Raw genomic sequence first — 22,349 nt, forward strand, 5'->3', positions numbered from 1 at the left:
GCCGCCCGTGGCGGACGCCAATACCCCCGGCGCTCAGCGCGCGGCGGCGTGGCGCGCGCAGCTGGCCGCGGGGTGTTCGCAGCTCCAGCCCGACGACCTGCGGGAGGCGATGAACGTGCCGCCGGGCGCGATCGATCCGCTCATCGCGCTGGTCGACGCGTCCGCCAGCGCAGGCGCAGGTGCAAGCGCAGGCTCAGGCGCAAACGCCGGGGCCGGGGCCGGAGCCGGAGCCGGAGCCGGAGCCGGAGCTGGAGCCGAAACCGATGCCGGGAGCGCCGGAGCGCGCGAGCGCCTGGCGAAGATCCTGTCGCGGCCCGATCCGCTGATGCTGGCCGAGCTGGGTCCCGCCCTGCTCCGACGCGACGGCGAGGACCTCGTCTTCGACGGGCGACGCCTGGGCGGCGAGGACCGTCGCCTGCTCGAGGCCGCGACGCTGCTGCTGCCTTGCGCCCTCGGCCTGGTGTGCGACTCGCGCGACCCGTTCGTCTGGGGCCCGTGCGTGGCGGACGGCGATTGCCAGGCCGCGACGCGCGCCGAGGCCGTCGTCGAGTCGCTCGGCATCGCCGATGAGCCCGGGCGCCGCGCGGCGCTGCAGGCGTGGGTGGCGCGGCTGCGCGACGCGGTGCTCGCGCGCGACGTCGACCGCTTCCTGAAGCCGCCGGCCTGAACGCGCGGCGGCCTCGACGCCGGCACGGGCGGAAACGCGGTGGGCCTGGCGGACGACGGCAGACCACGACGAACGACGAACGACGGCGACGGCGAACGCCGACGATGCGGCGGCTCCGGATCGCTCCGGCTCAGCGATCCAGCCGGACGCCCTCGACGACGCGCCGCACGAACTCGAAGGTCGCCTGGTTCAGGTAGGCGCGGTTGTCGGCCTTGGTGAAGCTGTGGCCCTCGTCGGTGGCGCTGAGGAACCAGACCGGCGTGCCTTGCGCGCGCACCGCGGCCACCATCGCCTGCGCCTCGCCGAAGGGCACGCGCGGGTCGTTGCGGCCGTGCACGACCATCAGCGGCTTGCGCACCGCCGCCGCATGCGTCAGCGGCGAGATCGCGGTCAGGAACTCCCGCATCGCCGGATCGCGCTCGTCGCCGTACTCGGCGCGCCGGTTGTCGCGGCGATAGCTCTCGGTGTGTTCCAGGAAGCTGACGAAGTTGGCGATCCCGACGCGACAGATGCTGCCGGCCAGCCGCGCCGACTCCCGCGTCGCCACCGACAGCGACAGGTAGCCGCCATAGCTGCCGCCGGCCACCACGACGCGCGCCGCGTCCATGTCCGCGCGGCCCGCCACCAGGTCCAGCAGCGCGCTGACGTCGCGGGTGGCGTCCTCGCGCAGCCGGCCGTTGTCGAGCTTCAGGAAGGTCTTGCCGAAGCCGTCGGAGCCGCGCACGTTGGGCATCACCACGTGCATGCCCAGCCGCTCCACCAGCGCCCGCAGGACGCCGGCCACGTAGCCGGGCCGCGCCTGCGACGACGGTCCGCCGTGCAGGCTGATGTAGACCGGACGCGGGCCGGTGAAGCGCGCCGGCGGCGCGATGTGCAGGCCGGTGATCTCCAGGCCGTCGAAGCTCTTCCAGCGCAGCACGGCGGTCCGCAGGCCGGGGCCCTCGGCGGCGGCGCTCCAGGGCGTCGTGGTGCCGTCGTCCAGCGCATGCGCGAACAGCTGCCCCGGGCTCTCCGACGACACCTGGTCGAAGCCCAGCAGCGGCAGCGTCGGATGCCAGGCCGGGGAGCGGATCACGCCCGGGGCGAGGTCCCGCGCGATCTCGACCGGCCGGCCGCCGGGCCGGTACAGCCGCAGCGAGGACACGCCGGCGACGTTGTAGACCAGCGCCAGCGGCCGGCCGCCGTCGGGCGGCGGCGCGGCGATGTCCTCGAGGTCGGCGGCGATGTCGACCAGCTCGTTGCGCGCGCGGCCGGCGACCACGTCGGCCCGCACCAGATGGCGGAACTCGCCCTCCACCGCCTGGCGGCGCCAGACGATGTCTTCCGTGCGCTCGCGCGGCAGGCCGAGCCGCGCGGCGCCAGCGCCGGGCGACCGGGTGCCGCTGCCGTCGATCGAATACACCAGCGCCTGGCCGCGGCCGTCGTGCATGAGCGTCGCCAGCACGAGGCCGCCAGGGCTGACGCGCAAGCCGGCCAGCCGCCCGTTCGTGGCGCCGAGCAGCCGCCGCTCGCCAGGCCGGCGCGGATCGGCCCACCAGAGGTTGCTCAAGGCCGGGCTGGCCTGCCCGACCGGGCTGATCCGGCCAACCCCGACGCCGGTGGCCGCGCCTTCGCCCACGCCCACGCCAGTGCCAGTGCCAGTGCCAGTGCCAGTGCCAGTGCCAGTGCCAGCGCCAGCGCCGGCCCGGCCGGTGCCGACGGCCGGATCGCGCTCGTCGTCGTCCTCGATCGGCGACTCCGGCGGCTCGGCCGCGGCGCGGCGATCGAGCCGTTCCTGCAGGTAGACCAGGCCCTTGCCGTCGGGCAGGAAGGCGTAGTCGCTGACGCGTTCGCCCTCGGGCGTCAGCGCCACCGGGGCGCCGATCACGCCGCCGTCGGCATCCGCGTCGAGGCGATACAGCCGGTAGGCCTCGTTGCCGCCCTGGTCGCGGGTGAAGACCAGGTACTCCCCGCGCCGGGGCTCCCAGGCCGCGCCGCCGACGCCGTCGCGGCCTTCGGTCAGCGGCTCCGGTGCGCGGCCCGGCCCGGTCAGCCGGTGCAGTTGCACGCTCGCCCCGCGGCGGGTCAGCACCAGCATCTCCGGCTTGATCGGATGCCAGCCGGCGAAGCGCATCGCCGGCGCCTCGCGCTCGCCGCCGAGCGCGCGGAACTCGAAGCCCGGGATGCCATCGGCGGTCATGTGCGCGCCGAGCCGCGCCGGGGCCGCCCCGGCACCGGCCGGGAGCCAGGGCGCCAGGGCCGCGAGCGCGCCGCCGCTCAGGCGCAGCCAGCCGCGCCGGTTCATCGTGGGATCGAGGGTCATCGTCGGAGTGTCAGGAAGGAGGTCAGGAAAGGCGCTGGCCCGCGCGATCGCGAGGCCGGCATCCGCGAGCGGCTCGCGGGCGCCGGAGCGCCGATGGCGGCCCGTCATCAGGTCGGCGCCGCCACCGCCTTGCGCAGCGCGGTCGTCTCGTCGATCAGCGGCGCATCGGGCCGCACCGGCTCCGCGTAGCTCTGCAAGCCGAAGCTGTAGCGCTGCGCCCCGCCCGCCTTGCGCCCGCGGGCCTGCGCCAGCGTGACCTCGCGGTTGAGCCGGTCGGCGAAGCGCCGTCCCCAGCGCCGCACCAGCCCGTGCAGGCGCTCGACGTCCTCGTCGAGCAGCCGCTCGCCGCGCACCGAGAACAGGAAGTGCCCCACGTCGTCGTGCTGGAGCTTCTCCCAGGCCGCCTGCATGCGGTCCGCGGCGATGCGCGCGCTGCGGGTCAGGCTCTGCAGTTCCTCGCCGGCGGCGCGCTCGGGCTTGGCCCAGCACACCAGCCCGGCGTCGTCGAGCCGCACCGCGCCCTGCTGCAGCCAGGCATCGAGCAGCGCCTTGGGCGGCACGCCCTTGGTGATCTCCTCGATCAGGTCCTCGAAGGTCTCGCGCGCGGTCTCGCGGGCGGTGCTGCGGCGCTCCAGCGGCCGCGGCGCGCCGCGCTCGTCGATGAAGCGCGCGTCGCCGCTCCACAGCGACATCACCGCGTCCAGCAGGCTCTTGCGCCGGCGCTCGGTCTGCGCCAGCGGCGCCTCCGCGCCGATGCGCTTGACGTCCTTGCGGTGCACGCCGGTCAGCGTGCTCAGCGCCGCGTCGGTCAGCCGCCGGCCCTCGTCCTCGAGCTGCGCCGCGGCCTGCTCGATGTAGACGCGCTTGGACAGCTCGACCAGCTCGGCCACGCCGACCCCTTCGCGCACCAGCAGCCGGATCAGCGGCCGCATCAGCAGCGTGGCGATATGAAGGGACTGTTCTTGTGTGTTGGCATTCATCGAAGTCTCCACCGGCGCGGCAGGCGGGCCGGATCATGCCCCAGCGCCATGACGCCGTGCCGCGCCGATGCCCGGACTGTCCCCGATCGCGGCTCGCCCGTGATGCGGGTTAGTCTCGATTTGCGAATTTTTCGCACAACTCAACAATGCGCAACATGCAGAACGCCCCCTCCCCCCGTTCCCGGCGCGGCGCCTCGGCGCTGTTCTTCCTGACCGCGCTGCTGGCGCTCGGCGCCGACGCGGTGCGCGCGGCGTCGCCGGAGTGGGAGATGCCGGCCACCAGCCACAAGGACGTGAAGCCCTACGTGGACGTGACCGCGCTGCAGGCGGTGACGCTGCCGGCGCCGCCAGCCGAGGGCTCGCGGGACGACCGCGACGACGTGGCCGCGGTGCTGGCGCGGCAGCAGGTCGACGCGGCCCGCCGCGCGAGCGCCGAGGCCGACGGCGACCAGCTCTACGACCGCTTCGCGCCGCTGCTGGGCATCGAGCTGCGCCGCGAGCGCTTCCCGGCGCTGATCGCGCTGCTGAACCGGTCGGTGCGCCAGGCCGGGCAGCCGGCCTTCGCCGCCAAGACGCTCTACAAGCGGCTGCGTCCCTACCAGCGGCTGAGCCTGGATCACGTCTGCGGCCGCAGCGGCCGCTCGGCGCCGGATCCGGACGCGCAGCAGCGCACCTCCTACCCCTCGGGCCATTCGACCTACGGCTGGACGACGGCGCTGGTGCTGGCGCGCGTCGCGCCGGACCGGGCGCCGGCGCTGCTGGCGCGGGCCCGCGACTACGCCGAGAGCCGCCTCATCTGCGGCATGCACTTTCCCAGCGACGTGGAAGCGGGCCGACAGCTCGCGACCGCCGTCGTGTCGCAGCTGGACTTGAACCCCGAGTTCCAGCAGGACCTCCTGCGCGCCCGGGCCGAACTGGCCGCCGCGCGCTGAGCTGACGCCCCTGGCCGCCCGCGCGGCCCACCGAGCCTTCGCCGACGCGGCCATGCGCCGCCCGGCCGGCTCCGCCCTTCCCGCCGTTCCCGCTGTTCACGTCGTTCCCGCCAGCGTTCCCGGCGGGCGCGGTCCCCCATCGACTCCACACAGGCCTCCCCATGAAGACCCGTCTTTCCCTGATCGCCCTCGCCTGCCTGGCCGCCACCCTGCCGGCCGGCGCGCAGACCGCCGCACCCGGCGACGATGCCAAGAAGCTCGAGAAGGTCGAGGTGACCGGCACGATGATCAAGCGGCTCGACGCCGAGACGCCCGCGCCGGTGACCATCCTCAAGCGCGAGGACATCCTGCGCAGCGGCGCCACCTCGCTGGACGAGCTGCTGCGCATGGACCCGTCCACCGGCGCCGGCGGGCTGGACGACCTCGGCTCGGGCAACGGCTTCGCGGCCGGCACCGCGTCGATCTCGATGCGCGGCATGGGCTCGGCGGCGACGCTGGTGCTGATCAACGGCCGCCGCATCGCGCCGGCCGGCGTCGTCGATCCCAACAGCGGCCAGTCGACGGTGTTCAACGTCAACGCGATCCCGATGTCGGCGATCGAGCGCGTGGAGATCCTGAAGTCGGGCGCGTCGTCGCTGTACGGCTCGGACGCGCTGGCGGGCGTGGTCAACGTGATCCTGCGCAACGACTACACCGGCCAGCTGATCGAGGTGAACGCCAAGCAGCGCTTCGACGGCCTGTTCAAGAGCCAGACCGTCAACGGCATGGTCGGCTTCGGCGACATCGCCCGGGACGGCTACAACGTGATGGTCGGCGCGGAGGTCTTCCTGCGCGACGGCGTCGGCATCCAGGAGGCGCCGGACCGCGTGCGCGGCGACGAGCTGACCCGGCTCTACAACCGCCTGGTGCCGAGCTCCACCTCGTCCTACCCCGGCAACCTCTACACCTACAACAACGGCCTGGCCGGCAGCTTCCGCGGCATGCTGTCCAAGGATTGCGAGACGCAGGCGCCCTACTCGTCGACGGTGGCCACGCCGCGCTGCCTGTGGGACTCCACGCGCTACGCCAGCTACGTCGGCGACCAGAAGCGCGGCTCGGTGTTCGCGCGCGGCTCGCTGCGGGTCAACGCGGTCACGACGCTGTCGGCGGAGTTGATGGTCTCCACGGTGAAGAACGAATACAACGACTCGCCCACCAGCCGCGGCGAATCGCTGACGACCTGGGGCGACTCGCAGGGCAAGACGATCCAGTACCTGGGCCTGGCGCTGCCGGCCAACCACCCGCAGAACCCGACCCGCGGGGCCACCACGGCCAACCCGGTCAAACTGCCCAACAGCAGCGGCACCACGACGACCTACACCAAGCCGACGGTGCTGGGCCTGCGCTACCGCTTCGCCGACATCCCCTACGGCTACAGCACGCAGGCGGACAACGCCCGGCTGGTGGTCAGCGGCACGACCGAGTGGAACGGCTGGGACCTGGACGGCGGGCTGCTGCATCACTACCAGCGCAACACGAAGGACCTGCACGGCCGGCTGAGCCTGTCCGGGCTGAACCAGGTCGTCAACGACGGCAGCTACGTGTTCGGCGGCGCCAACAGCGCGCAGACGCTGGCGACCATGGCGCCCGACCTGCACGACTGGGGCAAGGCGGCGACGAGCTCGGCCGACCTGCGCGGCTCGCGCGAGATCGGCCAGCTGGCCGGCGGCGCGGCGATGCTGGGCCTGGGCGGCGAGTTCCGGCATGAGAGCTTCGAGGTCGGCGCCGATCCGCGCACGGCCGCGGGCGACATCATCGGCCGGGGCATCGGCGAGGCCAGCGGCTCGCGCAACGTGGCCGCGGCCTATGCCGAGGTGCAGCTGCCGCTGGTCAAGGGCCTGGAGACGCAGACGGCGCTGCGCGTGGAGCACTACACCGACTTCGGCAACGCGGTGACGGCCAAGGTCGGCGCCAAGTACAAGGTGACCGACACCGTCTCGCTGCGCGGCAGCTGGGCCAACGGGTTCCGGGCGCCGTCGCTGTCGCAGATCAGCAAGTCGTCGGTGTTCTCGTTCAGCTCGGGCTATCGCGATCCGGTGCTGTGCCCGGTGGTGAACTCGAGCAACAACAACTGCTCGCTGAGCCTGTCGACGGTGTCGCTGGCCAATCCGGAGCTGAAGCCGGAGAAGTCCGATTCCTACACGCTGGGCCTGCTGTTCTCGCCGACGCCGACGACCGAGGTCATCGTCGACGGCTGGTACATCGAGCGCCGCGGCGAGGTCGACCGCCTGGGCGCGCAGGACATCCTGAACCGCGAGGCGCAGTTCCCCGGCATGGTGATGCGGCTGCCGACCACGGACGGCAGCGTGGGCCAGGTGTACCAGGTGCGCCGGCCTTACCAGAACCTGGCCAAGACGCGCACCTCGGGCGTGGACTACGACCTGTCGCAGCGCTTCACGCTGGGCGAGTCCGGCGAGTGGGGCAAGCTCAAGCTGAGCCTGCGCGGCACGCGGATGCTGACGCGCAAGCAGCAGGACGAGGCGGGCCAGCCGGAGGTGTCGACGCTGGGCTTCTACAAGGTGCCGCGCAGCAAGGCGGCGATCAGCGCGGGCTGGAGCCGCGACGACTGGTCGCTGACGCTGACCGGCAACGTGCAGAGCGGCTTCCAGAGCTTCGACGCGGGCGCCAGCTGCGATTCGACGCTGGTGTCGGGCGGCCGCGCCGACCTGTGCCGGATGAAGCCGTGGCGCACGCTGGACCTGGCGGTCAGCTACAAGGGCTTCCAGGGCATCCGGCTGAGCGCGACGGTGCGCAACCTGGCGGACTCGCGCCCGGCGCTGGATCCCAACGAGACCGACGTCGGCGTGTCCGGCAGCATCGCCAACGCCTACGGCCGTTACCTGTCGGTCAACGCGTCGTACGAGTTCTGATGGGCGGACGCCGGCCGCGGCGTCAGGCCTGCCAGACGCCGTAGCCGGCCTCGCGCAGGCCGATCGCGAGTTCGACCTCCATCTCGCGCGCGGCCTCGTAGGGCATCGGGTTGTAGACCTCGTACAGCCGCGGGAGCAAACGCAGCCCGTAGTCGAAGACGAAGCGGTTGGCCTGGATGCCGGCCTTGTGCTTGTCGAAGCGCAGGTCGGGGTCCAGGCCGGTCATGCCGACGTAGACGAAGGGCATGCCGAGCCGGTAGTCCGGATTGGCCTTGCGAAAGCGCGGCTCGTTCCAGACCTGGTCGGCGAGCTCGACGACGTAGACATGGTGGTGATGGCGCTTCTCGCGCGGCGCCTTGGCCGGCTTGGCGGCCTTCGAGGTCTTCGCGGCCGGGGCCTTGGCCGTGGACTTCGCGGCTTTGGCCTTCGCGGCCCTGGCCGGTTTGGGCGAACTGGCGTCGGCGGGCGCGTCGCCTGCCGCGACAATCGTCCGCTTGTTCCGCTGCTTGCCGCTGACCGCCATGCCGTTGTCCTCTTACCTCGATGCCGCCCCGGTGCTGGGCGAGCGCGTGTACGTCCATGAATCCGCCCAGGTGATCGGCGACGTGACCGTCGGCGCGGACAGCTCGATCTGGTGCAACACCGTGCTGCGCGGCGACGTGAACCGGATTGTCATCGGCACCGGCAGCAACGTTCAGGACTTCACGATGGGGCATGTGTCGCACAGGCACCCGAAGAAGCCGGACGGCTCGCCGCTGATCATCGGCGACCACGTGACGATCGGCCATTCGGTGATCCTGCATGGCTGCCGCATCGGCAACGAGTGCCTGATCGGCATGGGCTCGATCGTGATGGACGACGTGGTCGTCGAGGACCGCGTGATGGTGGGCGCGGGCAGCCTGGTGTCGCCGGGCAAGGTGCTCAAGAGCGGCCATCTCTACGTCGGCCGGCCGGCGGTCGCGGTGCGTGAACTGACCGCCGAGGAGATCGCCTACCTGCGCTACTCCGCCGAGCATTACGTCCGGGTGAAGGACAACTACCTGCGAGGCTGATGCATGCCCGCCAACGCCGATCAAGGCTCGCTCTTCGACGACCTCGACCCGCCCGCCGACGCATTGCCCGAGGGCATGGCGTATCGCTCGGGTTTCCTGTCGGCCGACGAGGAAGCGGCACTGATCGCGCTGGTCCGCGCGTTGCCGCTGGAGGCGGCGCAGTACAAGCAGTACACCGCGCGGCGGCGGGTCGTCAGCTACGGCGGCAGCTTCGACTACGACAGCAACCGGCTGCGCCCCGCGCAGCCGCTGATCGACGCGCTGCATCCGCTGCGCGCCCGCGTCGCCGAGTGGGCCGGCATCGCGCCGGAGACGCTGGTGCACGCGCTGGTCGCGGAGTACGCGCCCGGCACGCCGCTGGGCTGGCACCGCGACGTGCCCGACTTCGAGGAGGTCTTCGGCGTATCGCTCGGCGCGCCGGCGGTGCTGCGGTTTCGCCCCTACCCGCCTGATGCGCCCAAGCGCGCGGATGTCCTGAAGCTCACCGTCGAGCCGCGCTCGGTCTACGCGCTGCGCGGACCGTCGCGCTGGGACTGGCAGCACAGCGTCGCGCCGGTCGAGCGGCTACGGTGGTCGGTGACGTTCAGGACGGGGCGGGCATCGCGTTGAACGGGGGATCGCCCGAGGGCCCGACCCCTCCCGTCGCATCCGGCGCCACCACGTTCGTCAGTTCTCGTACTGCAACTGGATGACGCCATAGCGCTGCACATCCGAAGTTGGCGCGGTCCCGCGAGGCGGCTGCTGGTCGAGAGAAAACTCCCTGGAGCGCCAAACCTGGCCGTAGGTCAGCCGCCAACGGTCCAGGAAGCGCACCGAAAAGCCCATCGACAGGTCGCCGACGAACGCCCGACGCGAGATGTAGCTGGGGTCCGGGAAGTCCCGGAAGGTATTGCCGTCGATGAAGATGTTGCGGGCCACCGCGCGGCCTTCGACGGCGGCGAAGACGTGCCAATCCCCCAGGCCGCGGCTGGACGCGGCCAACGGCTGCGCCTGCCGGTCCGAGGCGCGACGCCGCATCATCGTCGTGATGGCCGCAGGCGCGGGATCGAAGCTCGCGAATCCGCCGAGCCCGGTCCCCACGCGCACATGGGTGCCGATCGCGACATGCGAGAACACGTTGCCCGCCACGATCCGCCCATAGGGCAAGGTGTCCACGTGGGTCGCGAGGCCGAGGCGATGCATTCGCGTGTAGCTGACCTGCAAAGTGGGTTCGTTGCGAAGCTGGTTGCCCCATCCCTCGGGCCGCGTCGCATCGATGAGCCGATGCCACGCCCGCTGCACCTTGCCGGCGCCGGCCGCCGGCCCGACCACACCGACGATGATGTCCAGGCTCTGCAGGCGGGACGCCTCGCCTCGCTCATCAGGTTGATCGGCCAGGTGGATGCGTTGCCCCAGGTAGAGCCAGCCGGCGTAAGCACGGTCGTAGGGATACGGTGTCGGGCGGCGCAATTCCTGCGGCGTGTACATGTTCTGTCCGCCGTGGAAGTCAGCGGCGACCCAGGCCTCGTCGTGATTGCAACGGCTCCACCGGCAGAGCAGGTCGCCGATCCAATGGGCGGACCTCGAGGACCAGGATCCGTCGTTCGCCTTGTTCAGCGACTGCATCGCGCCTGAGCGCACGACGCGCAAGCCATTGCTGTAGTAGCGGTCCGTCTGCCCCTTTGCGAAGAGGTCGTTCTCGACCTGGAACGACCAGGCGCCGTCGTCCGGGAACGCCGTCGTCGGATCCTCGGCGGCCGCGAGGCCGCAGACCATCAGCAGGACCAGCATCGCCCCCGTGCGAGCCGGGACGCGGGCCAGGCCGCGGCGGCGATCGCGGCGCATCAGGAAGCGCTCCTGAGGTTGCCGCATTGCAGGGCGTCGTAGGCGGCCGTGTCCTTCTTGTCCAGCGCCTCCCTGCACTTCTCGATCTGGAACCGCAGCATGTCCAGCCTGAGTTCCTTGATCGCCAGTTCCGTCTCCTTCGCGTTCCTGCTGCTGAACGCGTTGAACACGTTGCCGATGGCGGCGAAGTACGCCTCGAGGATGACCGCGGGGAACTTGAGCAGTGCCACCAGCTCGCCCTGGTCCGCCTGGGTGTAATTCGTGAGGGTGCCGTCCTGGAAAGTCATCTTGCCGTCGTTCTCGGCGAGCAAGGTGCGACCGAAGGGCAGGAGCATCGTGGGCGATTCGTTGGGCACGAGAAGGACCCGTGTCGTCACCTGGCCGAGTGATGGGGTCTCGCCCGCTGGCGCGCCCGACGTCCGGTTGATCGCCCACGCCGAGGCCAGATAGGGACGATTCACCCGGTAATACACGCCCGCGACCGACGCATCGCCGGGCGCAATCGCGGCGGCATTGTCTCGCGCTCCCTCCGGCCAGGAGTTCGCGCCAGTCATCCCGGTGCGTGCGATCCGAAACTGCACGTCGCCACCGCACACGGCCTGGGGCGCGTCCCCGCTCGTGGCCTCCAGGAAAAGAAACACGAGGATTCCGTCCCCGCAGGTCACCTCAGCGAGCTCGTCGGGCCTGCGGGCGAGCATCATCTTCGCCCCCTTGTCAACGGGATTCGGCGTGACGGTGGCGAGCTCCGCGATCGCGTCTGTCGTCTTCGTGTTGGCGCTTCCCATCAGGCCGTTCTGCCCCACCACCACGCTCACTGTCGTCTTGCCGATCCAATGCGGATTGAAACGCAGGCTGTAGGTATGAGACAGGTCCGCGAACGGTTCCGACGCCGACCATTCCAGCTTGGTGATGGCGCCTTGCGCCTTGGTCACCGTCAGCTGGAAGTACCGCATCGGCATGTAGTACGCGACCCCTCGGACGCGGTCGATATCCGTCTCCCGGCGACTCTCCAGGCCGGCGCAGCCAGCAAGAAGGGAGAACGCCAGCAGCGCGGGAAGCGGTGGCAGCAGCGAGCGAGGACTGGCGAGCGTCATGGCGTTGTCCGGTTGCCCATCCAGGCTAGACCTGCCCCCGCCCGTCGTCATCGTATGGATTGAGGAGCCGTCCCGACCCCAGTTGCCCAGCTCGGCGATGCGGGCGTCGATCAACCAGATGCGAAAGGCATGCGTCGATAGAAGCAACCCTTCGATGGTGCGACCAGTCTTCATTCATATGCTCGGTCGCCACTTGCAAGGGAGCAACATGAAGACATTGAGAGGCTTCGCCGGCATGGTGTTTCGCGCCGGTGCGTCCGCGAGCCGTTCGAGCCCTGTCTGCCGGAGGACTTCTGATCAGTGCAGCGGATGAGACGACGCTCATGGGCCTTCGCGGCTCTTTCGACGGCCATGGTCGTGGTGGCGATCCTCAGCTTCACGCGGGATGCCAACCACGATCGTGTCGCCGTTCAGCTTGCGCGGAATGCCGCCGCAACTGCACCGGCACATTCGAGCTCGGTGTCCATCGCCCCCGCCGCATCCGCACCCGCGAGCGGCATGCCGACGCGCGCGCTGCCGGGTTCATGGCCGATCGATCCGGATCGAAGCCGCCTCTCGGACCTGCTGGAAGGCGCGGCCAATTCGGCGGACGACTACGACCGGTGGGTGGCCATGCGGATTTCGGCCCTCTGCGTGTCATTGCCCGATCGACCGGTCTCGGACGAATCTGTGGCGGTCAGCGTCAGCGGCTCGGAAGCGCGCAAGCGCGCGGTCGCGACGGCAGCGAGGGCGGCACATGAGCGGCTGCAGCGGTTCTGTGCCTCCGGGGACGGCCAGGACTACCTGGCAGGCGTCCGAAGCAAGCGATTCCAGTTGGGCGCGATCGGTCCCAACAGCCGCACGACGACATCGGGGAGCCCGTCGGAGCGACTTCAATGGCTGCCGGTCGTTCTCGCCTCTCCACAGCGCTATGCCGCGTCCGCGGAGTTGTGGATCGAAGAGATCGCGTCTCGCTCGCTTCCGGTCGAGTTGCGCGGCAACGCCGATGCCACCGCATTCGTCGTGGAGGAACTCTCCACCCGCTTGCTTGGCGGCACCTCGGCGGCTTCAGTCACCGCGCTGAGTCGCTGCGCCGTCCAGTTGCGGTGCGCCGGGCTCAGCGGACTCAATCCGGAGCAACAGCTGGCGGCCCAGGCCGCCGTGGATCGGATCGAAGACGACGTCCGCCACCAGCGATGGGAAGCGCTCTCCGCCCACTGACATGGGGTGGACCATGGCCATCCGAGGTAGAGGACGTGCGACGCGCCATGCATCTGTTCGATGCCCGGCGCGCCGTGCGCCTTACGTGGCCTTCGCCTTCTTCGCCTTCGCCCCCGCGTCATTCAGCGCCGCGGCGGCCTTGAACAGCGCCTTCAACGCCGCCTCGTCGATCTTGTCGCCCTGGCGGATGTCGATGGCGCGGCGTGCGTTGCCGTCCAGGCTGGAATTGAACAGCTTGGCCGGATCCGCCAGCTTCGCGCCCTTCGCGAAGGTCATCTTCACGACCTCCTTGTAGGTCTCGCCGGTGCAGATCTGGCCGTTGCTCTCCCACACCGGCGTGCCCCGCCACTTCCACGTCTCCTCGACGCCGGGCACCGCCTCCTTCATCAGCCGACGCAGCCGCGCCAGCATCTCCCCGCGCCAGTCGCCCAGCTCGGCGATGCGGGCATCGATCTTCTCGGCGGCATTGACGGCATCGGCCGTCGCGGTCGTGGTGGGCATGCGCGGCCTCCGCTCAGTTCTTCAGTTGCTGGATACGGATCATGTTGCCCGCCGGGTCGCGCACGCCGAAGTCGCGCACGCCATAGGGCTGGTCGGTGGGCTCCTGCACGATCTCCGCGTCGCGCGACTGCAGCCGCTCGAAGGTCGCGTCCAGGTCCTTCGCCCCGAGCAGCAGCATCGCGAAGGTGCCCTTGGCCATCATCTCGGCGATGGTGCGCTTCTCCTCGTCGGTGACGCCGGGCGTGGCGTTCGGCGGGAACAGCACGATCGAGGTCTCCGGCTTGCCCTTGGGCCCGATCGTGATCCAGCGGTTGCCGCCGAAGGCGACGTCCTTGCGGATCTCGAAATCCAGGCCGTCGCGGTAGAAGGCCAGCGAGGCCTCGGGGTCGGTGTGCGGCAGGAAGGTCGAGTGGATGGTGATGTCCATGTCAGTCTCCAAAAGTGAGGTATCGATCGCTGAGGTCGGCGGCCGTCGCCGCCGGGATCCGGTCCCATGCGGCGCAGTCTAGGTCGACGACTTTTCCGGCGCTTCTCGATTCCTGATCGGTCGCGTCACCTGCCGCGCGACGCAGGACGGGATGCCCTCGGCCTCCGCGGCGTTGTCGCGCCGGTACACGCTCGGCGACACGCCGACCAGCTCGGTGAACCGGGTGCTGAAGGTGCCCAGCGACGCGCAACCCACCTCGAAGCAGACCTCGGTCACGCTCAGGTCGCCCCGGCGCAGCAGCGCCATCGCGCGCTCGATGCGCCGCGTCATCAGGTAGGCATAGACGGACTCGCCGTAGGCGAGCCGGAACTGCCGGCTCAGGTGCCCCGCCGACATGTGCACGCCCTGCGCCAGCGCCTCCACGTCCAGCGGCTGGGCGTACTCGCGGTCGATGCGGTCGCGCACGCGGCGCAGGCGCGCCAAATCGCGCAGGCGGGTGTCGGGGGTGTCGGCAGTCGGGGCGGCGGGCATCGCGGCATCCTACCCAGCCCCCCAGGAGGGAACCGGGCTGAAACCTCGGGACGATCCCGGAGAACGGGGATGCCGGAAGTCAGCCGACCGCGCCGGGATGGCCGTGTCAGAACAGCGCGCGCCGCACCGCCTGCGAGTAACCGGCCTGGAAGCCGCCGCCCGAGGGCGCCGTCGCGGGCGCGCTCGGCGGCGCATCGCCGATCTCCCGCGCCGCTTCGGGCTCGCGGGCCTGCGGCGGGGGCGCAGAGCCCGGATGCATGTCGCAACGCAGCTCCAGGCCCGGCGTGCGCCGATGCGCGCTCAGCCGCCAGCCATGTGCCGCGGCGATCTCGGTGCAGATCGCCAGCCCGAGGCCGGCGCCCTGCTCCCGGCGGTCGGCGCCGCGCCAGAAGCGCTCGAAGATGCGCGGCAGGTCCTGCTCCGCCACGCCCTTGCCCTGGTCCGACACCGAGAAGCCCTCCGGACCGGCCGTCAGCGTGACGACGCTGTCCGGCGGGCTGTGCTGGATCGCGTTCTCCAGCAGGTTCTTCAGCAGCGTGAACAGCCCGCCGCGGTCGGCCTGCCAGAAGCGCAGCGACGGGCTCAGCCGCAGCCCCAGCGTCACGCCGCGGCGCGCGGCCACCCGCTCCATGAAGTCGAAGACCTCGCGCACGGCAGGCCGGGGATCGATGGACTCGACGCGGTAGTTGCGCTGCTCGCTCGCCTCGGCCAGCAGCAACAGCTGCTGCACCTGGCGCGCGACGCGGTCGACGTCCTCCAGGATCTGCTCGCGCCAGACGCCGGGCTCAGCCAGCTCCACCTGGGCGCGGATCAGCGCCAGCGGCGTCTTCAGTTCATGCGCGGCATTCGACAGGAAGGCCTGCTGCGTCTTGAAGCCGCCCTGCAAGCGGTCCAGCGCGGCGTTGAAGGCTTCCACCAGCGGCCGCAGCTCGCGCGGCTGGTCGGCGGCGGGCAGCCGCTCGGCCAGCGTGCGCGGCGAGATCCGCCGCGCGGTGCTGGAGGCCGTGCGCACCGGCTGCAGCGCCTGGCGCAGCGCTAGGTGCAGCGTCACCAGGAACACCAGCACGAAGGTCGCGCCCAGCGCCAGCATCCCTTGCTTCAGCACGTCGAAGCCGATGGACTCCCGCATGCTCAGCACGATGCGGTCGGTGAAGGCGAACTGCACGTACCAGCGCCGGCCGGCATGGTCGTAGGGCACGGTGGCGCCGTGCAGCGCGATGCCGTTCCGAGTGAAGACGAAGGACTGCCGCACCGGCTCGAACAGCCGGCCATCGCGCACGATCACCGCGTCCACGCCGTCGGTGGCGTAGGCGACGTGGCCATCGACATCGGCCACGCGCAGCATCACCTCGGAGCGCAGGCTTTCAAAGAGCCAGGGCTCGATCTTCTCGTCGATGCCGACGGGCCAGCCGCGCGCGTCGAAGCGCAGATGCCGGGCCAGCGCCTCGCCGTTGTCCTCGATCTGGTCGCGCAGCACCCAGCGCGTAAACGGTTCCCAGAACACGGTGGAAGCCGCGCCCACGAGCACCGCGCTCAGCGCCATGCTGGCGGCGAAGACCGCCAGCACCCGGTTGCGCAGGCTATTCGGCCATCGCATCTTGAAGCGCATACCCGTGGTTCCTGAGGTTGACGATGCGCAGCCCCGAGCCGAGCGAGGCCAGCTTCTTGCGCAGCCGGTGCAGCGCGACGTCCAGCGCATTGGGCGTCACCGCGTCGGACAGCCCCCAGGCCGCGGCCTCGAGGGCGGCCCGGCGCACGGTGCGGCCCTGCTGCTGCACCAGCGTGATCGCGATCTGCAGTTCCGCCGGGGCCAGCGCCACCGACACCTCGCCGCGCCGCAGCAGCGCTTCCTCCACGACCACCTCCACGTCGCCGTAGACGGCGCGCGGCGGCCGCACCGCGGCCGGGCGCCGCATCAGCGCGCGGACGCGGGCGACCAGCTCCTCCATCGGGAACGGCTTGGCGAGGTAGTCGTCCGCGCCCGATTCGAGGCCCTCGATCCGGTCGTGCAGCGCGTCGCGCGCGGTGAGCATCAGGCACGGCGTGCCTTGATGCTCGGCGCGCAGGCGCTTGACCAGGGTCAGCCCATCGCCATCCGGCAGCCCGCGGTCGACCACCAGCGCGGCGTAGCCCACCTCGCGATGGGCGACCCAGGCGGCCTCCATCGCGTGGAAGACATCGGTCGGGATGCCGGCGGCCTGCAGGGCCTGCCGGATCAGTCCGGCGAGCCGGACATGGTCCTCGACCAGGGCGATTCGATTCATGGAGGGCGGGATCAGAAGCGGTACAGGTAGCCGAGCGCGACGCGCGAGGTGTTCTTGCGCGACACGATGGGGCTCTGCCGGATCTCGTCGGGCAGGCGCGTGACACTAGCATCGATGAACACCACATGCCTGCGGGCGATCGCGTAATCCACACGCAATCCCAGCTCGGTGGTCATGGCGGACTCGCCGGTGTACAGCGCACGGCCGGGCGCGACCTCATGGGCGCGGACGCCGTAGTAGTAGTCGACGTACTTCTTGTCGAGCCACTGCGCCTTGACCCGCGGCCTCACGCCGAACTCGCCGACGCCGAAGCGGTGCTCGGCCTGCAGGCTGAGCTTCTGGCCCTTGCTCTCGCTGGAGACGTCGCTCAGCCATTCGGCGCCGAGCTCGACCCAGGGGGTGGTCCAGGTCAGCGCGCCGCCGCCCAGGAACGAGGCCTTGCGCTTGTCCATGCCGGCCAGCAGCGGCGAGTCGCTGGCCTTGTAGCCCTCGTCGTCGTACTTCAGGCGCAGGCTGGCGCTCAGGCTGTTGCCCGGGGCGAACTGATGGCGCCACAGCTTGGCGTCGGCGCTGCCGCCGGCCAGGCGGAACCAGCGGTTCTCGACGTAGAGGACGGGGATCACGCTGTTCTTGCGGTCGGCCTCGGCGTAAGGCCGCTGGCGGCTGGCGAAGCCGATGCCCAGGCCCCATTGGGTGGAGGACGACACCTCGGGATCGGCATCGCCGAAGGCCTGCGCGCGGACCGGCGCGGCGAGCGCGGCCAGCGACAGCGCGAGCAGCGCGGCGCCGAGGCGCACGGGATGGACGGGGATGGTCGAGCGGGGCGCGGGGACGTGGGAAAGCACGGTGGACAGAGGCGACAGAGAGGCGGCCATCGAGGCAACTCCAAGTGAAGACGGGGCGGATGGTCCGGGCGGTCGACTTACCCGCGTCTTACCGGGAGGGGCTGGGAGGCCCGATCCGTCCATGGCCGCGTCACGAGTCGCACAAGGTATAAATCGCCCCGAAAAATGCTGATGGGTCTCCTCGCGCGCCGCTTCCGGCGGCGTCTCCAAGGAGGACCACATCGATGGACTCGAGATCCCCCGCCAAATGTTGAAAGCCGTCCTCTCAGGTGTGCGCTCGTTGTCGTTGCGTCGGCGTCAGAGGGATCTGATGTCCGGACGACCGTCGATGGACGAAACATCCTTCGCGCGAGCGATCGAGGCCGAAGGAGGCGATGCGCTCGCGGCGCCGCTGATCCGCGCGAAGCTGATGGTGTTGGTCGATGAGCCTGGCTTCACGCCGCATCCCGGCGACAGCCTGCTGCGCGTCTTCGGGCTCGCCGAAGAGGACAAGGACGAAGACCTGATCCTGGCGGTCCTGGAAGAGCTTGGACTGCGTCCGCCCGATCAGGCCACGGTCATGGCTTTCGGTGAGATCGACACGCCGTTGCGAGTCGCCGAGTTCGTCACGCTGGCCCGCGCCGGGCAGTGATCACGGGCGCCACGCCGGCGCCCGTGATCGTTCGGCCTCAGTCCACCTCGGCCGGCACCGCCTCGTGGTACTGCACGACGGCGACGCCGTCGCGGATGGCCTGCTCGAAGACGCCGAGCATGCCCAGCGCCTCGCGCAGGTCGTCGCGGATCGCGGCGGAGGCGACGACCGCCTCGTCGTCGTTGCACAGCGCGCCCTCTTCCTCGTCGTCGCGCTTGAGGCGGCACACCAGCTCGGCGATGACCGCGGCGTGCTCGATGCGCTCGCGCAGCGTCTTCATCGCCAGGCCGACGGTGATGTCGCGGCGCGGGACGAAGTACTCGACGCTGCCGGGTTCGAAGCGGCTCAGCGACGGGTACATCCGGGAGATGTAGAGGAAGGCTTCGAATTCCTCGTGCGTCATCCGCTGCAGCGGACGGACCTCCCGCAGCAGGCGCTGCATGAACAGCGTCTTCGCGGGTCGCGGCGTCGCCGCCTTGGGCGGGACGGGCGGCGCGCCGAGGTCGAGGTCCTCGTCGGGCTCGAAGCCGGGGAGATGGATGGCGGCGGGATTGCCGGACGCGCCGGCGCTGGGGTGGGACATCGGGGACATGGACAACTCCATTCGGATCGGATCAACGCATAAGCATCACCTTCAATGGGATGACGACGGACCGCGCTGAGGGGCGCGGGGAACGGATGATCAGCGTCCCCGGCGCGCGCGCCGGCACGAAAAAATCAATGAAATCGATTCGATGAAATCGTCGGCGTCGACGCCACACGGGTTCTCGGAAGCGGACCGACTTGTCCCGGTAGCCGACCCGACGCGTGCCACTCGATCTTGGAATGCGCGGGCAAAAAAATGGCCGCCGAACCCCAAGGGCTCGGCGGCCTCGTACGGCCTCACAGCGATGTCGAACGACGCTGCCTACGTCAGCGGAAACCTCACCACCGCCTCGAACCCCGGCTGCGCGTTGCGCAGCTCGAGCCGGCTGCCGTGGGCCTCGGCCACCAGCCGGCACAGCGACAGGCCCAGCCCCACGCCGCCCTCGCTGCGCGCGCGTGCCTCGTCGGGACGGTAGAACGGCTGGCCGAGCTGCGGCAGCGCCTCCGCCGGCACGCCCGGTCCGTGATCGCGCACGGTGAGCTTCACGCCCTCGCCGTCCCGCTCGACCGACACCATCACCGGGCCGGCGTCCGGCTCGTTGTGCCGCAAGGCATTGCTCACCAGGTTGCGCAGCAGCAGCTGCACCCGCATGCGGTCGAGCTTGAGCAGCGGCAGGTCGCGATCCACGCGCAGCGCCACGCCCGGCTGACCCTGCTCGCGCGCCAGCGCGCCCAGGTCGCAGTCGTCGACCTGCAGCGCGCGATGCCCGCTGCCCAGGCGCTCGCTCTCCAGCAGCGCCGAGATCAGCTCCCGCATCTGCGCCAACTCCTCGAGCAAGGCCTCCTTCGACGGCCCCTCGTCGACCAGTTCCGCGTGCAGCCGCGCCCGCGTCAGCGGGCTGCGCAGCTCGTGGCTGATCGCCAGCAGCAGCGCCCGCTTGCCGTCGAGCATCCCCTGGATGTCCTCGGCCATCTGGTTGAAGCGCATCGCCAGGTCGCCGATCTCGTCGTCGTGATGCACGAGGATGCGGTGCGACAGGTCGCCGCGCCCGAAGGCCTCGGCGCCCAGCGCCAGCTGGTGCAGCGGACCGACCATGTGGCGGATGCCGCCGTACGCGACGCCGGTCACCAGCAGCAACAGCGGCAGCGCCCACAGCAGGCCGTACTCGATGTTCATCGCCCCCCACAGGATGCCGCTGCCCACGCACGCCAGCACGACGAAGATCGCGATCAGCCGCGCCCCCAGCGAGTGCCGGAACATCGCGTGATGGCGATGCCAGCGCTGGTGCCAGCGGTTGCGCGCCCGCAGGTGCCAGCGCCAGCCGCGCCGGCGCGGGAACGGCATCGCGCCGGCTTCCATCTCGGCCCAGCGGCGCATCTTCGCCAGCCGGCGCTGGTGTTCCTTGAGCCGCTCCTCGTGCATCCGCAGCCACCAGGCATCACGGCGCGCGTGCCAGCGCGGATCGCGGCGGCGCGGGTCGTCGCCGGGCTCGGGACCGCCGGGACCGCGCGGGCCGCGCCAGTGGTCGTAAGGATGGCGCGGCCCCTTCACGACGCGCCCTCCCCGCGCTCGCCGGCCGGCGGCAGCGCGAAGCAGTAACCCGCGTTGCGCAAGGTCTTCAGCGCCTCCAGCGGCTCGAGCTTGCGGCGCATCCGGCTGACCAGGATGTCGACCGCGCGCGTGAACAGGTCGGCCTCCTGGCCGCGCAGGCGGTTCAGGATCTCGTCGCGCGAGAACACCCGCCCCGGCTCCTTGGCCAGCATCAGCAGCAGCTCGTACTCGGTGCTGGTCAGCTCGACCGGCGCGCCCGCCGCCGTCACCACGCGGCGCGCGGTGTCGATCTCCAGGCCTTCGAAGCGCAGCAGCGTCGCCGGCGCCGCGGTCGTCGGCGCCAGCCGCGCGCGCCGCAGGATCGTCTGCAGCCGCGCCGCCAGCTCGCGCGGCTCGAACGGCTTGGCCAGGTAGTCGTCCGCCCCCAGTTCCAGCCCGACCACGCGGTCGGTCAGGTCGCCGCGCGCGGTCAGCATCAGGATCGGGATCTCCCGCCACGGGTCCTGCCCGCCACGGACCTGCTTGCAGAACGCGAAGCCGTCCATCTCCGGCAGCATGCCGTCCAGGATCAGCGCGTCGAAGCGCTCCTCGGCCAGGCGCGCCAGCGCGGCGCTGGGCCGCGTCACCGCGCTCAGCGCGAAGTCGAAACGCGCCAGGTAGCTCGCCAGCGGCGCGGCCAGCGCCTCGTCGTCGTCAATCAGCAGCAGTCGATGCATCGTGGCGTCCATTGTGCCCAGCGCCCGCGCCCGGGCCCTGGCCGGGGACGCGCGTGTGGCGCACCAGCGTGATCGCGCGCTCGGGGCAGGCCTTCACGCAATGGCCGCAGGCGCGGCAGACGTCGGCGTTCGGCGTGAACGCCTGCTGCCAGCCGTGCGCGTAGCCGCGCAGCTTGCCGAACAGGCTCAGCTCCTTGCGGCGGTCGACCGGCAGCGTGCCGACCGAGAACACGCCGTACGGGCAGACCTCGACGCAATCGCCCTTGCCTTCGCAACGGTTGCGGTCGACGACCGGCCGCAGCAGCCCTGGCGGCTGCCGGCAGTCACGGCTGTCCATCAGCGGCCCCGGCCGTCGCGCGCGTCGCCGTCCGGACGATCGCCGCGGTCGCCGCGCTCCTCGCGCCCGGCCCGCTTGCGCATCCGGCGCAGCAGGAAACGCAGCATCTGCTGCTGCTCGAAGTCCAGCGCGTCGAAGAAGTCGCCGAAGGCGGCCACCAGCGTCGGGCCGGTCGCCCGCAGCGCCTCGACCTGGCCGTCGAACAGCTCCTGCGCCTCCTCGCGGCGGAAGTTCTCGGTCTCGACCAGCCTGGCGACCTCCGGCCCGCGGGCCAGCGCCTTGAGCGCGCGCCGCGCGGTGCCGAGCCGGTCGACCAGTTGCGCGAGCAGCTCGGCCTGGCGGTCGCTCAGGTCCAGAAAGGCGCGGGCCCGGGCTTGCAGCCTCTGGCCGCGGCCGGCGTGGGCATCGGGTCCCAGGCCCCCGCCGAAGCCGCCCCACCCATCACCGCCGTGGTGACCATGGCGACCGTGGTGGCCGTGGCGACCGTGCCCGCGTCCGAGACCGCCCCAGCCATGGGGGAAACCGCCGAAGCCGCCGAAACGGAACCAGGGTCCGTGGACGGGCAGCGGGCCGTAGAAGCCATCGTCACACACAGGGCCGAAAGGACCGAAACGACCATCGTGGCCGAAGTGAGCGTGCTGACGTTCATGGTGGTGGCTCCAGCGTCGAAACAGGTGCATGGTGCAATTCCTCGGTAAAGCCCGGGTGTCCGGGCGGTGAATCCATGTCGCCATGATTCCCATGCCCCCTCGCCGGGGCATCTCACCGCGGTATCGCTGTTTTTCGTTTTGTATCGCCCCCGCCCTGTCCGACGGAATGCCTCCGAGGGGGGAGACGACACCTCTGCTGACACGACGCGTCAGGGAGTCGGTTTTCGACATCCCCCATCCGGCCGCCTCGCTTCCCTCCCCCTGGTGCCCCCCGGTGTCCCTCTTCCCGGGGCGCCGCCCCAGAGGCGCCGCGAGGCCCGTGCCCTCTACAATCGCCGGCTCCGTGTCCC

General features: G+C 71.0%; 22 protein-coding genes and 1 pseudogene. 7 read left to right on the forward strand and 16 right to left on the reverse strand.

Features of this window, described 5'->3' with window-relative positions; all coding sequences use genetic code 11:
* Positions 1-667 (forward strand): hypothetical protein (locus tag N5D62_RS10730; RefSeq protein ID WP_279757720.1); only part of this gene is annotated, 667 nt, incomplete at its 5' end.
* A gap of 130 nt (positions 668-797) precedes the next feature.
* Here N5D62_RS10730 and N5D62_RS10735 read toward each other — a convergent pair.
* Positions 798-2,969, reverse strand: a complete 2,172-nt coding sequence (locus N5D62_RS10735) for a prolyl oligopeptidase family serine peptidase (RefSeq protein WP_279757721.1) — start codon at positions 2,967-2,969, stop codon at positions 798-800.
* A 107-nt stretch (positions 2,970-3,076) separates the two neighbouring features.
* Positions 3,077-3,949, reverse strand: coding sequence for a DUF6502 family protein (locus tag N5D62_RS10740; RefSeq protein WP_279757722.1), 873 nt, complete (start codon positions 3,947-3,949; stop codon positions 3,077-3,079).
* A gap of 155 nt (positions 3,950-4,104) precedes the next feature.
* Between N5D62_RS10740 and N5D62_RS10745 the strand changes: the two genes are divergently transcribed.
* Together N5D62_RS10745 and N5D62_RS10750 are read left to right on the forward strand one after the other, a co-directional pair.
* Positions 4,105-4,881 carry a phosphatase PAP2 family protein gene (locus tag N5D62_RS10745; protein ID WP_279757724.1) on the forward strand — a complete coding sequence of 259 codons (777 nt, stop codon included), beginning with the start codon at positions 4,105-4,107 and terminating at the stop codon, positions 4,879-4,881.
* A gap of 161 nt (positions 4,882-5,042) precedes the next feature.
* On the forward strand, positions 5,043-7,790 hold the full coding sequence (locus N5D62_RS10750; protein WP_279757725.1) for a TonB-dependent receptor: 2,748 nt from the start codon (positions 5,043-5,045) through the stop codon (positions 7,788-7,790).
* Between the two features lie 22 nt (positions 7,791-7,812).
* On the opposite strand, the pseudogene N5D62_RS10755 reads toward N5D62_RS10750, so the two are convergent.
* Positions 7,813-8,133: pseudogene (locus tag N5D62_RS10755) on the reverse strand (hypothetical protein); the annotation flags it as partial.
* Positions 8,134-8,311: 178 nt separating this feature from the next.
* Between N5D62_RS10755 and N5D62_RS10760 the strand changes: the two are divergent.
* Together N5D62_RS10760 and N5D62_RS10765 are read left to right on the forward strand one after the other, a co-directional pair.
* Positions 8,312-8,842, forward strand: coding sequence for a gamma carbonic anhydrase family protein (locus N5D62_RS10760; RefSeq protein ID WP_279757726.1), 531 nt, complete (start codon positions 8,312-8,314; stop codon positions 8,840-8,842).
* A 3-nt stretch (positions 8,843-8,845) separates the two neighbouring features.
* Positions 8,846-9,451 (forward strand): alpha-ketoglutarate-dependent dioxygenase AlkB, encoded by a 606-nt coding sequence (locus N5D62_RS10765; RefSeq protein WP_279757727.1) that lies wholly within the window; start codon positions 8,846-8,848, stop codon positions 9,449-9,451.
* Between the two features lie 57 nt (positions 9,452-9,508).
* Here N5D62_RS10765 and N5D62_RS10770 read toward each other — a convergent pair whose 3' ends face one another.
* Together N5D62_RS10770 and N5D62_RS10775 are read right to left on the reverse strand one after the other, a co-directional pair.
* Positions 9,509-10,666, reverse strand: coding sequence for a lipid A deacylase LpxR family protein (locus N5D62_RS10770; RefSeq protein WP_279757728.1), 1,158 nt, complete (start codon positions 10,664-10,666; stop codon positions 9,509-9,511).
* On the reverse strand, positions 10,666-11,934 hold the full coding sequence (locus N5D62_RS10775; protein ID WP_279757729.1) for a hypothetical protein: 1,269 nt from the start codon (positions 11,932-11,934) through the stop codon (positions 10,666-10,668). Before N5D62_RS10775 ends, N5D62_RS10770 begins: the two co-directional genes overlap by 1 nt.
* Positions 11,935-12,111: 177 nt before the next feature.
* Between N5D62_RS10775 and N5D62_RS10780 the strand changes: the two genes are divergently transcribed.
* Positions 12,112-12,960: a hypothetical protein gene (locus N5D62_RS10780; protein WP_279757730.1), complete on the forward strand. Its 849-nt coding sequence runs from the start codon at positions 12,112-12,114 to the stop codon at positions 12,958-12,960.
* Between the two features lie 81 nt (positions 12,961-13,041).
* Here N5D62_RS10780 and N5D62_RS10785 read toward each other — a convergent pair whose 3' ends face one another.
* The 6 genes from N5D62_RS10785 to N5D62_RS10810 all read right to left on the reverse strand — a co-directional run bounded on the left by N5D62_RS10785 (position 13,042) and on the right by N5D62_RS10810 (position 17,558).
* Positions 13,042-13,461, reverse strand: a complete 420-nt coding sequence (locus tag N5D62_RS10785) for a DUF1801 domain-containing protein (protein WP_279757731.1) — start codon at positions 13,459-13,461, stop codon at positions 13,042-13,044.
* Positions 13,462-13,474: 13 nt separating this feature from the next.
* Complete coding sequence (locus N5D62_RS10790) at positions 13,475-13,888, reverse strand: VOC family protein (RefSeq protein ID WP_279757732.1); 414 nt, start codon at positions 13,886-13,888, stop codon at positions 13,475-13,477.
* Positions 13,889-13,966: 78 nt separating this feature from the next.
* A complete protein-coding gene (locus N5D62_RS10795; protein WP_279757733.1) occupies positions 13,967-14,419 on the reverse strand; it encodes a helix-turn-helix transcriptional regulator in 453 nt (150 codons plus the stop codon).
* 106 nt (positions 14,420-14,525) lie between these two features.
* Positions 14,526-16,016 (reverse strand): ATP-binding protein, encoded by a 1,491-nt coding sequence (locus tag N5D62_RS10800; RefSeq protein WP_279757734.1) that lies wholly within the window; start codon positions 16,014-16,016, stop codon positions 14,526-14,528.
* The gene (locus N5D62_RS10805) at positions 16,000-16,683 is read right to left on the reverse strand and encodes a response regulator transcription factor (RefSeq protein ID WP_279757735.1); all 684 of its coding nucleotides are present in this window, start codon (positions 16,681-16,683) and stop codon (positions 16,000-16,002) included. Before N5D62_RS10805 ends, N5D62_RS10800 begins: the two co-directional genes overlap by 17 nt.
* Before the next feature lie 11 nt (positions 16,684-16,694).
* Positions 16,695-17,558 carry a MipA/OmpV family protein gene (locus N5D62_RS10810; protein ID WP_279757736.1) on the reverse strand — a complete coding sequence of 288 codons (864 nt, stop codon included), beginning with the start codon at positions 17,556-17,558 and terminating at the stop codon, positions 16,695-16,697.
* A 298-nt stretch (positions 17,559-17,856) separates the two neighbouring features.
* On the opposite strand from N5D62_RS10810, the gene N5D62_RS10815 reads away from it, so the two are divergent.
* Positions 17,857-18,159, forward strand: coding sequence for a hypothetical protein (locus N5D62_RS10815; RefSeq protein WP_279757737.1), 303 nt, complete (start codon positions 17,857-17,859; stop codon positions 18,157-18,159).
* Between the two features lie 37 nt (positions 18,160-18,196).
* On the opposite strand, the gene N5D62_RS10820 is transcribed toward N5D62_RS10815, so the two are convergent.
* From N5D62_RS10820 to N5D62_RS10840, 5 genes are all read right to left on the reverse strand, one after another.
* Positions 18,197-18,751 (reverse strand): hypothetical protein, encoded by a 555-nt coding sequence (locus N5D62_RS10820; protein WP_279757740.1) that lies wholly within the window; start codon positions 18,749-18,751, stop codon positions 18,197-18,199.
* 315 nt (positions 18,752-19,066) lie between these two features.
* Positions 19,067-20,296 (reverse strand): HAMP domain-containing sensor histidine kinase, encoded by a 1,230-nt coding sequence (locus N5D62_RS10825; RefSeq protein WP_279757742.1) that lies wholly within the window; start codon positions 20,294-20,296, stop codon positions 19,067-19,069.
* Positions 20,293-21,012: a response regulator transcription factor gene (locus N5D62_RS10830; RefSeq protein WP_279757743.1), complete on the reverse strand. Its 720-nt coding sequence runs from the start codon at positions 21,010-21,012 to the stop codon at positions 20,293-20,295. Before N5D62_RS10830 ends, N5D62_RS10825 begins: the two co-directional genes overlap by 4 nt.
* Entirely contained in the window at positions 20,990-21,349 is a 360-nt protein-coding gene (locus N5D62_RS10835) for a 4Fe-4S binding protein (protein WP_347881811.1), read from the reverse strand. Before N5D62_RS10835 ends, N5D62_RS10830 begins: the two co-directional genes overlap by 23 nt.
* Positions 21,349-22,029, reverse strand: coding sequence for a hypothetical protein (locus N5D62_RS10840; RefSeq protein WP_279757744.1), 681 nt, complete (start codon positions 22,027-22,029; stop codon positions 21,349-21,351). The genes N5D62_RS10835 and N5D62_RS10840 overlap by 1 nt, the downstream gene beginning before the upstream one ends.
* Positions 22,030-22,349: the final 320 nt, after the last annotated feature.

The organism is Mitsuaria sp. GD03876, from assembly GCF_029840635.1.
GTDB lineage: Bacteria > Pseudomonadota > Gammaproteobacteria > Burkholderiales > Burkholderiaceae_C > Roseateles.

Excerpts from the sequence above, each read along its gene's own strand:
- N5D62_RS10735 (WP_279757721.1), bottom strand. The coding sequence starts at position 2,969 with ATGACCCTCGATCCCACGATGAACCGGCGCGGCTGGCTGCGCCTGAGC.
- N5D62_RS10740 (WP_279757722.1), bottom strand. The coding sequence starts at position 3,949 with ATGAATGCCAACACACAAGAACAGTCCCTTCATATCGCCACGCTGCTG.
- N5D62_RS10745 (WP_279757724.1), top strand. The coding sequence starts at position 4,105 with ATGCAGAACGCCCCCTCCCCCCGTTCCCGGCGCGGCGCCTCGGCGCTG.
- N5D62_RS10750 (WP_279757725.1), top strand. The coding sequence starts at position 5,043 with ATGAAGACCCGTCTTTCCCTGATCGCCCTCGCCTGCCTGGCCGCCACC.
- N5D62_RS10760 (WP_279757726.1), top strand. The coding sequence starts at position 8,312 with ATGCCGTTGTCCTCTTACCTCGATGCCGCCCCGGTGCTGGGCGAGCGC.
- N5D62_RS10765 (WP_279757727.1), top strand. The coding sequence starts at position 8,846 with ATGCCCGCCAACGCCGATCAAGGCTCGCTCTTCGACGACCTCGACCCG.
- N5D62_RS10770 (WP_279757728.1), bottom strand. The coding sequence starts at position 10,666 with ATGCGCCGCGATCGCCGCCGCGGCCTGGCCCGCGTCCCGGCTCGCACG.
- N5D62_RS10775 (WP_279757729.1), bottom strand. The coding sequence starts at position 11,934 with ATGAAGACTGGTCGCACCATCGAAGGGTTGCTTCTATCGACGCATGCC.
- N5D62_RS10780 (WP_279757730.1), top strand. The coding sequence starts at position 12,112 with ATGGTCGTGGTGGCGATCCTCAGCTTCACGCGGGATGCCAACCACGAT.
- N5D62_RS10785 (WP_279757731.1), bottom strand. The coding sequence starts at position 13,461 with ATGCCCACCACGACCGCGACGGCCGATGCCGTCAATGCCGCCGAGAAG.
- N5D62_RS10790 (WP_279757732.1), bottom strand. The coding sequence starts at position 13,888 with ATGGACATCACCATCCACTCGACCTTCCTGCCGCACACCGACCCCGAG.
- N5D62_RS10795 (WP_279757733.1), bottom strand. The coding sequence starts at position 14,419 with ATGCCCGCCGCCCCGACTGCCGACACCCCCGACACCCGCCTGCGCGAT.
- N5D62_RS10800 (WP_279757734.1), bottom strand. The coding sequence starts at position 16,016 with ATGCGATGGCCGAATAGCCTGCGCAACCGGGTGCTGGCGGTCTTCGCC.
- N5D62_RS10805 (WP_279757735.1), bottom strand. The coding sequence starts at position 16,683 with ATGAATCGAATCGCCCTGGTCGAGGACCATGTCCGGCTCGCCGGACTG.
- N5D62_RS10810 (WP_279757736.1), bottom strand. The coding sequence starts at position 17,558 with ATGGCCGCCTCTCTGTCGCCTCTGTCCACCGTGCTTTCCCACGTCCCC.
- N5D62_RS10815 (WP_279757737.1), top strand. The coding sequence starts at position 17,857 with ATGGACGAAACATCCTTCGCGCGAGCGATCGAGGCCGAAGGAGGCGAT.
- N5D62_RS10820 (WP_279757740.1), bottom strand. The coding sequence starts at position 18,751 with ATGTCCCCGATGTCCCACCCCAGCGCCGGCGCGTCCGGCAATCCCGCC.
- N5D62_RS10830 (WP_279757743.1), bottom strand. The coding sequence starts at position 21,012 with ATGCATCGACTGCTGCTGATTGACGACGACGAGGCGCTGGCCGCGCCG.
- N5D62_RS10835 (WP_347881811.1), bottom strand. The coding sequence starts at position 21,349 with ATGGACAGCCGTGACTGCCGGCAGCCGCCAGGGCTGCTGCGGCCGGTC.
- N5D62_RS10840 (WP_279757744.1), bottom strand. The coding sequence starts at position 22,029 with ATGCACCTGTTTCGACGCTGGAGCCACCACCATGAACGTCAGCACGCT.